This is a genomic window from Pseudoduganella buxea (genome assembly GCF_009720835.1).
Lineage (GTDB): Bacteria > Pseudomonadota > Gammaproteobacteria > Burkholderiales > Burkholderiaceae_D > Rugamonas > Rugamonas buxea.
The window spans coordinates 1-243 of sequence record NZ_WNKZ01000349.1 but is presented as its reverse complement, the minus strand read 5'-3'; the positions used below and the strand labels follow the sequence as shown (position 1 = coordinate 243).

The window sequence follows — 243 nt, the reverse complement described above, 5'->3', positions numbered from 1 at the left end:
ATGGCATCGCGCACCGGGCCGTCAATCTGCGCCAGGGCGAGCGGGTGCTGGGGGAAATCCACGTCCAGAACGTGAACCGCTACCACGCCGTTTTCAAGACCTGGCTGATCCGCTTTCACGGCGTGGCGAGCCGCTACCTGCCCCACTACCTGGGCTGGATTCACGGGCTCGACTGTCGGCACCTGAGCACGCCGCAGCAATTTTTACGGGCTGCATTGTTCCCGGCAGGAAGCTAAATGCCGG

The 243-nt window shown here is 63.4% G+C and carries 1 pseudogene; it reads left to right on the top strand.

Features of this window, described 5'->3' with window-relative positions:
* A pseudogene (locus tag GM672_RS28835) lies at positions 1–236 on the top strand (IS1595 family transposase); the annotation flags it as partial.
* Positions 237–243 lie beyond the last annotated feature (7 nt).